Origin of the sequence: Streptomyces sp. SID12501 (genome assembly GCF_010550245.1) — a bacterium.
Taxonomy (GTDB): domain Bacteria; phylum Actinomycetota; class Actinomycetes; order Streptomycetales; family Streptomycetaceae; genus Streptomyces.
Map to the genome: position 1 here is coordinate 1 of NZ_JAAGLU010000650.1, position 442 is coordinate 442.

Sequence of the window (442 nt, forward strand, 5' to 3'; positions counted from 1 at the left end):
AGCAGCTTGGCGCAGATGTATGAGCCCGCAAAGGAATAGTTCGGGTTGAAGCCGTGCTTTTCCTGCACCTTGGCCACCAGTTCGCGATTCAGCGGCGTATCGGCCCCGTGCCAGTATTGCGCGCCAAAATAGACGCCTTCGCAGATGTCCGGCCCCAGCGCCTCGAACTGCTCCAGCCCCGACGCCCAGGCGACGACGATGGTCATGCGCTCCTTGAGGCCAAAGCTGACCGCCTGCCGCAGCATATCCGAGCTTTGCGCGCCAAAGTTCAGCAGCAAGAGCACATCCGGCTGGGCGGCGATGGCGTTGGTCAGGTAGCCCGAGAATTCCTTGTCGGTCAGCGAATGATAGCTGTTGCCGACATGCTCGATGCCCTTTTCGGCAAAGACATCCTTGGCCGCGTTCAGCAGTCCGTCGCCAAAGACATATTGCGGGGTGATCG

General features: G+C 60.4%; 1 protein-coding gene. It reads right to left on the reverse strand.

Annotated elements, in window-relative coordinates:
* A partial coding sequence (locus G3I71_RS53090) for an ABC transporter substrate-binding protein (RefSeq protein ID WP_164325209.1) occupies positions 1-442 on the reverse strand: 442 nt, incomplete at both ends.